Below are 8,111 nucleotides of genomic sequence, written 5' to 3' on the forward strand. Positions count from 1 at the left end.
TGGTCACGCTATCCAACTACGTTCAATCAATGAGAGCGTTGGCCTTGTTGGAGATTGGAACGAATCTCTCAGACACCGGATGGGTGTTGAGAGATTAAAAACGATCAACATGTGGGCTGAACATACTGTGAGTCCATATCCCGATGTTACGAATAAAGTTGCGCCTGATATATACTGGAGATCAGTTGAGTCAGTGGATGTAGTTGGAACGTCTGTAAAAACAAACTGGGACAGATGGGGAGGTGAAGTTGTGACTAACCATAATAATCACAAGATGCTCTCACGAAAATACAAATCGTTCGCATCAAAGCCAGATCAGCGGTATATTTGGGTATTTGATGATCGGCACCATGCTGCGGCATCTCTCAACAGCCTACATCACGATGAACAAGTGGACTGTTCGCTGATCAACGCCCTGTATACGAGACCGTGGAATTACTCGATCAAGACGCTCAACGAGTATATTGCTCGAAGTCAAAACGATCCGGAGTATGAGTGTTCAGGCATCGACAAAGTCACAACGCTAACTGCTCTCCAGGACCAGGTTGCTGCGTTCGACGGCAACCATCGAAGTTTGTACCCAGTATCTGATATTTCTCCAGTAAGAGTCAATTGACCAAATAACCCCGTTTTCCCGTGGTTAGGTTCCTTCCCCCTACTATAATACTACTACTGGAGAGGCAATAATTTTCTAAAAGTCGATTACGCACAGGTACAAAGACTATAGTCTGCATCTAGGAGATCGAATGTGCGTAATCGTTTACGCACATTTCTAGGAATTTGTTGCCGGATAATGTCCGTAAAGTGAATTTTACGTGATAATAAAATGGCGTTTACGCAGTCTGTTTTTGATCGGCCTCTGAGATCTTACGCAGTTTTATAACAGATATATTTAATTTGAGGATCCCGAGCAAATCAGATAGTCATCGGTAGAAATCAGATAATCGTTAATACGTCGGCCTGTACCTTTCTGGAAGCAATGGGAGAGCAGGACGTTCAGAATGAGATGGACAAAGAGGAGTGGTTCAACACAGTTTGCCGATTGATGAACAAAATATTGGAGCAAAGAGAGGACGAGCAAGTTGATATCAGGGTAGAAGGTGGCGAAATGAAACACCTACTGGCGGCTCTTGAGTATTATCGTGGGGCTGTGAATCCTAGCTCCGGTGATGTCTTGATTGGGACAGAGTATGTTTGTCCGGGGTGTGGCAGCAAAGAAGTGTTCCGAGCTCAAGAGGACCAAGTTTCGACAGAGGAGAAACATCCTGCCGTTGGCGTAGAAGTTGTCCAAGTTGACGGGATCGCTCAGTGTAGCGAATGTAAGCTACAGGTGAATTTGAATCAGTTTGAAAGGGTCAAATTGGATGGCTTCAATGAGAACGCTTGGGAAGACCTGTTCGAGGAACAGTACAAAGAAAAAGAAGTTGTGGAGAAACTACAGTCGAAATGAAGTAGATATGCATACAAAAAACTAGAAGCAGAGTTATGACTCGGTCAACAAGATCACACCAAGGAAGACAGCGGGACCGGAACGAGGATTATGGCTACAGCTTCAAGCTCGATGAAGTGTTTGGGTTGGTGGTTGCTGACGGGTTAGGTGGTCACAACGCTGGCCACGTCGCCAGCGAAGTCGCAGCAAAGACGTTCGGCGAATCGTTCCAACAATTGAACTCTGGTGATCTAGATAGAGAGACAATCCAGATGTGTTTTGAGGATGCTGAAGACGCCGTCCACCGGAAAATGAGAGAGAATCCAGATGAGTTCGGTGGAATGGGTACGACTCTCGTTACAGCCGTCATCAAAGACGAGACAGCCCTTGTCGGGAACGCCGGTGACAGTCGAGCATACCTGATCAACGACAACGAGATCAATCAGATCACAGATGACCACGTCGAGACGGAACATCATGGAATGGCTGGACATCGTCGAAAATCAAGTTATCTCTACAACGTGGTTGGCGGCCGTGATGACGAAATTCAGGTCGACACCTTCGAACTCAACCTTTCTCAAGACGACGCTCTACTGTTGTGCACAGATGGTTTGACTGATGAATTGAGTGATGATAGGATTCAGAAGGTGGTTTCTAAGGCAGATTCTATCAGTGATGCCTCTCGAAACCTAGTGGACTACGCGAACAGATGCGGCGGCAGCGATAATATTACAGTAGCACTGTATACTCTGAGCTAGCAGAAAATCGATATGAGCAGAAACAGGTAGAAGATTTTTTTGAGAGACATATCCACAACATCGTATGACGAAGAGCGACACTGAAAGTGACGACTGGGGGCCACCGCGAAAGTTGGTTGAACGGTTCCTCCGTAATGAAGCGTCACTCCGCCGAATTTTAGACGAGGTTCACGAGAAACAGATGTTGGGAGAGTACGAGGCAGCACGGGAGCAGCTCCGCTCTTTGGCAGGTGAAGAGAATCAAGTGTTTCAGGTGGCTGTCTTCACCGTACTTGAGATGGAGCAGTTCTACGAAGATCTTAAAGAACAGTATGAAGCCGAATCACCACCGATAGAGGATCTCAAATCCTTCGGTGAGCGATATCAAGACCTGGCGTCCGAGCTTGAACTCGTCTTTACTGAGACGACGTACAGTTACTACAATCCGAGTCCGTCAATTACGCGTGGGTTACGGTATTCTGATTCGATGAATATACCCAGACTTGCACTTGAGGTTTACTCCGGGGAAACGAGGCTCTGCGAGTTTGAACACCCTCCATCACAGGCGCTCATCCTAGCAGGTTCTGTTGTTGACGCAGTTGCAGATTTACTAGAAACGGTTGATGAGCACGATGACAAAGTCGCACCAAAAGAGCTTGATCGGACCGAATCAGTTATCCAACAACTCGTTACTGATGTCGAACGTGTTACCGACCAAGTAGACGAGTTTGAGGACCTCTCGACTGTTAATTCTGATAAAAGTGGTGAGGGGTACGACGAGTACCAAGACTGGGGCATTTATTAGATGTGTAAATAGTCCCAACCACACTTCAAATACATCTACAACTCGCGGTTTCCTGTATCTTCAACACGATACCGGTTGTTTGAGAGGGAGCACATGTCGGAGTGGCGTGTGTTTTTGGGAGTGTGCAAACATCTGCGATCCGGGCTCGCATGGAGCCATCGATGCCACGTTCTTTGACCGCGAAACGGGATCGAGACACTACCAACGCCATTCGGATCGCCACAGATATACACTCAAAACGAAGGCACTAGTCGATACAAACTCGTGTGCCATCCCCAATCTTCACTGCTCGACACACTAGCCCCACGACACGCAAACTGGCCGTCGAGTTGCCCTTCACAACACCGAAAAATAGAGATCTCGGCGTCAAAAAGGGCTATGACGACCAATCTCTCTGAGACGCCTTCCGTTCAGAGGGCGTCTGGCCTTTACTGTGCCAACGGCTGTTCGCTACGTACGATAACGCCCACAACTCACGGTTGGACAGCGAATTATACGGCAAGCGCTGGATGGCCGAGACTGCCTTTTCGGCCATCAAACGTCGGTTCGGCCCCGCTGTCCACCCTCGTGCATGGTACCGCGAGCTCGTATTGACTGCCATCGTTTACAACCTCGAACAAGCACTCAAACAGTAGTCCCTACGCTGTCATCGACGAGTGATCTCTGTGGACGGTACCACACACACCCCGGGTGTCGAGTGTAAATTGGTAGGTCGGTAGGCTGCTACTTGGCAATCTCCAGTACAGCGAGTGTCGTTAGCTGCTATTTTCCCGGAAAAGAGGTGTCGAGACTCCATTTTATAGTAGTCTTACTACTACTACTACTATCTATATATAGTTTATATATTTTATTGTGTGGGCAATTATAGAATAGAGATCAGATAGTAGAGACAGTTTCGGTGAAGTATAGATTCTAATAACATTCTGTTTATAAGTGGATGGCGAGAAAAGAAGACAGAACCTTTCGATAGATTGTAAGACAGTTAGTAACCGTCCCAGAACCTTTGTTTTGGCTGCCTATGGTATTGATCTCCGTGTTATCTGCCTTCTTGTGCGCTCTAACGATTAGTCGGCAGGACTGACACAGCCAGCGTGGATAATTTACACTCGACACCCGGGGTGTGTGTCTGAGTGTGTGTTCTCGAGTACGTACGTTCTCCCCAACAACTGAAAACTGGGAAATTATCGCTGTTACACTCGACACGTGGAGTGGTGCTCTACATTCCTTCTTTTTGAATTACACGCTCATATTCCCTTTTTCTAGACTCTATCACCGGTGTATTCCAGTATTTACACTCGACGGATGGTGTGTGATGAAGACATAGTTTTATATACTACACCGACCGTCGTGTGTAATATGAGGCGGACGCTCCGAGGTCGATTACCCAAATGAGTAACGAGAAACAGAGTTCTCTTGACTCAATTTGGGAAAGCGAGGACCCGGTTTTTGCGGACAAAGAGCTCCTCGACATCGAACATATCCCAGACGAAGAACGGATTATTGGTCGCGAGGATGAGATATCTAATCTTGCCAACAGTATCCATCCCGCGATCAGAGGTGGGAAGCCTAGAAATACGCTGATTTACGGAAAGACAGGAACTGGAAAAAGTCTCGTAGCTAAACACGTTACTCAGAGTGCTGAAAACTTCGCCCACGAGCAGGGTACGAGACTCGATCGCGCATATATCGATTGTACTCAAGCAACGACAGAGACACAGGTCGTCATCAAACTCGCTCGAACATTTAACCAACCAGATGTAACAGATATTTCTGTACCTCTTTCAGGGTTATCGACGAATGCGTACTACGATCGCCTTTGGCAGATTCTCGATAGCCTCCACGACGTCGTCATCATTATTCTCGATGAAGTCGACAAACTCCAAGAGAACAACGTGCTAATGCAACTCTCCCGAGCTGGGGAAGCTGGAAAGATTGATTCGTGTAAGGTAGGGATCCTCGCGATCAGCAACAAAATCTCATTTAAAGATTCTCTGGATGAGCGAGTCTTAAGTAGCCTCCAAGAGCGTGAGTTCATTTTTCCCCCCTACGACGCAAACCAACTTCGCGAAATTATGCGTCATCGTCAGGATGCGTTTCGCGAAGGCGCTCTCACCGATGATGTGATTCCCCTTGCGGCTGCGTTCGCCGCACAGGAGCATGGTGACGCTCGAAAAGCACTCGATATTCTTCGAAATGCAGGTGAACTCGCGAAAGACGATGATAGTGACGTTGTCCGAGAAGAGCATGTCCGAAATGCGCGGGAAAAAGCAGATATCGATCGATTCTCGAAGCTGCTTCAAGACCAGCCAACACAGTCGAAAGCCGCAGTATATGCTCTTTCATTGATCGCAGACGGGAGCAAACAAGAAGAATTCCCCACCCGTGAAATCTATGAACGATATGAGCAACTCACTGAATCACTGGATATTGACCCGCTCTCACAAAGGCGGATGTCTGACCGGCTGAACGAACAGGCCTTTCTCGATATTCTTGGTGTCACAGATCGGGTTGGCCGTGGTCGTGGGAAGGGAATGACCAATTTCTATTACCTCCTTGAGGAACCCGAAGTCGTACAAAGCGCTATTGAATCTGATCAGCGATTCTCCACTAACAGATAATTCACGATTTTACACTCGACAGTTGGGGTGTCTCTCTCTCTGTTTCTCGGGATGACGAATTCTACGAATTTCATATAACGTCTATACGGCATGATACGCCGTTTAACACCTATTTACACTCGACACCTGGGGTGGCCTGTCTTTCCTGTTCTGACGGTATGTCAGTACGTCAGTCGGTTGCCCGACCGGAATTGTAAGGTTGCCTTCATTGGCGCACGATCTTCGCTCAAACTAATAGAATTTCACTTTGCACACGGGGTGTTGACCCCAGGATCCGGTCAGTAACTCGTTCTACTCGTCTGGATTGACTGGGCTTTTATACTGAGATCGGATTTTGTCTCCATCCCGCCATTGCCAGTAGTAGTAGCGGTTGTCGTTGATTTCCTTGATTGTGATCGTGGCTTTCGACGGGACGTCGTCTGGAAGGTCGTCCGGCCGCTCGTCAATCTCATCCTCATCTGAGTTCTCTTTGAGGCGGGCTTCGCGAGCTTTGTGCTCTGCCAACTCCTCGGCGTAGCGTGCGACCTGTTGGAGCTGATCCGAAGAGTAGCCGTTGAGTGTGTTAACGATGTCTGTCGGGAGTTCTGCTGGCGGCGTCGGTGGCTCGTAGGACATCAGCGGTCGCCTCGTGTTAACCAACAGAGCGCGTATCAGCATAGGTTTGTTGGTTAATCAGATATCGCGTCGTCACGGGATACAGAGTACGAATTGCAAAACTACTCAGGAATAGATCGTGCTGTTAGACGCCGTCTGGACGTGGTCCGTTTTCGTACTTGACCATCTTCTCGGGTTTGTCAGAGAGGGTGTCGTAGATCTGCTGGAGCGTCTCCTCCGCAGCGAGCAGATTGTGCTCTTCTAGGAACTCCCGACCTTCCTCCGTGAGTCCGTAGAACTTCCAGGGGTAGCCCTGTCGGCGCTGGTCGGTGTCTAGGGCGACGTCCTTGATGATGCCGGCGTCGATGAGCTTCTGGATATGCTTGTAGACGGTGGCATCACTCACGCTGGGATTGAGTTCCTCGAGTTCGTACATTGAGGGCAACTGGTCAGGGTGCTCGAGGATGTTGTTGACGAGGGCGAACAGCGTCTGTTGAGTGACGAAGTGGACGAGTTCGCGGGATCCCATCCCCTCAACTGTTCCCAGCTCGGTGCTCATACGTCACGATACACGGCTTGGCGGCAATAGTTTACCCTTGAGTAAACAACTCTAGAGTAAACCACATCTAATTAAGATGGTGATTTATTAATTAGATTAAATAGGCAACGCTAAAGAGTACTTTACAATGCAAACAGATACGAACAGTACCTCCGTTGATGGTATCCAGATATCCATCGATCTACCACTCCAAGACGATCGTTTACTCAGTGGAGATGCGACAGCTGATACTCTTCTCTTTTTAACTCGGCATCATGATGAGTCGTTTTCGATGACAGACCTTGCTGACGCAATTGGCTACACGCGACCGACGATCACCAAGACGGTTGATACACTCTCCAGGAACGATCTCGTTATCGAAGAACACGACGGACCCCGCCGACTTGTACAGATCAACCGTGACCGGCTCACTATTCCAGACGATCCATTCCTCGGAATTCCCCAGTCGGAGTTCCACGCGCCGGTACAGGGTGCGACTGACCAACTCCGTACTAAACTTGATGGTGTCCTCGCTGTCGTTCTGTATGGAAGCGTTGCTCGTGGTGAGGCTGACCGACGCAGCGATATTGATCTCTGGGTGTTGGTTCGTGAAGACCGACCGAGCAACCAACGACAGGCGAACCACATCAGGCAATCACTTGAGGAAGACACGTTTGGCGGGGATCGATATGCGTTCGATATTGATGTCGAGGCTCTCCAAGGAATCCCGACGTACGCTGAGGAGCTCCAAGAAATTCTTCACGATGGTATCGCAGTCTATCAAACAGATGAATTTGACACCGTCCGTAGTATGATTCTTCACGGTGATGGGTGATCCGGAGGCTCTCAGAGAGGCAGTTGATGCTTGGTCCGGATGGGAACAGAGAGCCCTCGTACTGGGGGCTTCGAAAACGACTCTATCAGTTCGAATGTTGGCTGTTCCGGACGCATCCACCGACAAATGAGCGGATCAAAAAATTGCGGCATATGAACGACAGCAGGAACGACGTTCACCGTCTTGAGGATAGATCACGATGAGACGGCAACATATTTGTCAGATGAACTGGACTTTATCCGTACCTTAGAATGGCTGTTCTAGACGATCTCTCTGGGTTTGAGTTCGAGGATCTGATCGAGGATGTCTTCCGCAATCTCGGCTATGAAAACGTCCGCCAGGCTCAGTCGATCACATCGGGTTTGAGTGAAAGTGTCTGCTTGGGAAGGGTGTGGAAGCTACCGAAGCAGACAGCGAGATAGAAGAAGAGCACCTCCTTAATTTTGTCGTCAACAGCCTCAACGAAGAGCTTGCGATAGATCTCGACGAGAACGTCAAGGTCACGACAGAGACGTTGTACGAGGTCCTCGCCGGCGCCAGCGCCGCGAGGTAGTT

8 protein-coding genes and 2 pseudogenes are annotated in these 8,111 nt (G+C 48.7%); 8 read left to right on the forward strand and 2 right to left on the reverse strand.

Features of this window, described 5'->3' with window-relative positions:
- The 5 genes from ACP96_RS19040 to ACP96_RS18270 form a co-directional block, all read left to right on the forward strand.
- Positions 1–616 (forward strand): hypothetical protein (locus ACP96_RS19040; protein ID WP_161785369.1); only part of this gene is annotated, 616 nt, incomplete at its 5' end.
- A gap of 363 nt (positions 617–979) precedes the next feature.
- Positions 980–1,450, forward strand: coding sequence for a hypothetical protein (locus ACP96_RS15795; RefSeq protein ID WP_050034060.1), 471 nt, complete (start codon positions 980–982; stop codon positions 1,448–1,450).
- A gap of 35 nt (positions 1,451–1,485) precedes the next feature.
- Positions 1,486–2,187, forward strand: coding sequence for a protein phosphatase 2C domain-containing protein (locus ACP96_RS15800; protein WP_082222603.1), 702 nt, complete (start codon positions 1,486–1,488; stop codon positions 2,185–2,187).
- 64 nt (positions 2,188–2,251) lie between these two features.
- The gene (locus tag ACP96_RS15805; RefSeq protein ID WP_050034062.1) at positions 2,252–2,971 is read left to right on the forward strand and encodes a hypothetical protein; all 720 of its coding nucleotides are present in this window, start codon (positions 2,252–2,254) and stop codon (positions 2,969–2,971) included.
- Positions 2,972–4,359: 1,388 nt separating this feature from the next.
- Positions 4,360–5,589 carry a Cdc6/Cdc18 family protein gene (locus ACP96_RS18270; protein ID WP_082222604.1) on the forward strand — a complete coding sequence of 410 codons (1,230 nt, stop codon included), beginning with the start codon at positions 4,360–4,362 and terminating at the stop codon, positions 5,587–5,589.
- Between the two features lie 291 nt (positions 5,590–5,880).
- On the opposite strand, the gene ACP96_RS15815 is transcribed toward ACP96_RS18270, so the two are convergent.
- Both ACP96_RS15815 and ACP96_RS15820 read right to left on the reverse strand, forming a co-directional pair.
- Positions 5,881–6,204, reverse strand: a complete 324-nt coding sequence (locus ACP96_RS15815) for a hypothetical protein (RefSeq protein WP_050034067.1) — start codon at positions 6,202–6,204, stop codon at positions 5,881–5,883.
- 124 nt (positions 6,205–6,328) lie between these two features.
- Entirely contained in the window at positions 6,329–6,742 is a 414-nt protein-coding gene (locus ACP96_RS15820) for a helix-turn-helix transcriptional regulator (protein WP_050034064.1), read from the reverse strand.
- Between the two features lie 127 nt (positions 6,743–6,869).
- On the opposite strand from ACP96_RS15820, the gene ACP96_RS15825 reads away from it, so the two are divergent.
- From ACP96_RS15825 to ACP96_RS18915, 3 genes and pseudogenes are all read left to right on the forward strand, one after another.
- Positions 6,870–7,556: a nucleotidyltransferase domain-containing protein gene (locus ACP96_RS15825; RefSeq protein WP_050034065.1), complete on the forward strand. Its 687-nt coding sequence runs from the start codon at positions 6,870–6,872 to the stop codon at positions 7,554–7,556.
- 251 nt (positions 7,557–7,807) lie between these two features.
- A pseudogene (locus ACP96_RS19970) lies at positions 7,808–7,903 on the forward strand (restriction endonuclease); the annotation flags it as partial.
- A 44-nt stretch (positions 7,904–7,947) separates the two neighbouring features.
- Positions 7,948–8,100: pseudogene (locus ACP96_RS18915) on the forward strand (ISH3 family transposase); the annotation flags it as partial.
- Positions 8,101–8,111: the final 11 nt, after the last annotated feature.

It is taken from the genome of Halorubrum halophilum (assembly GCF_000739595.1).
In the GTDB taxonomy this organism is placed as follows: domain Archaea; phylum Halobacteriota; class Halobacteria; order Halobacteriales; family Haloferacaceae; genus Halorubrum; species Halorubrum halophilum.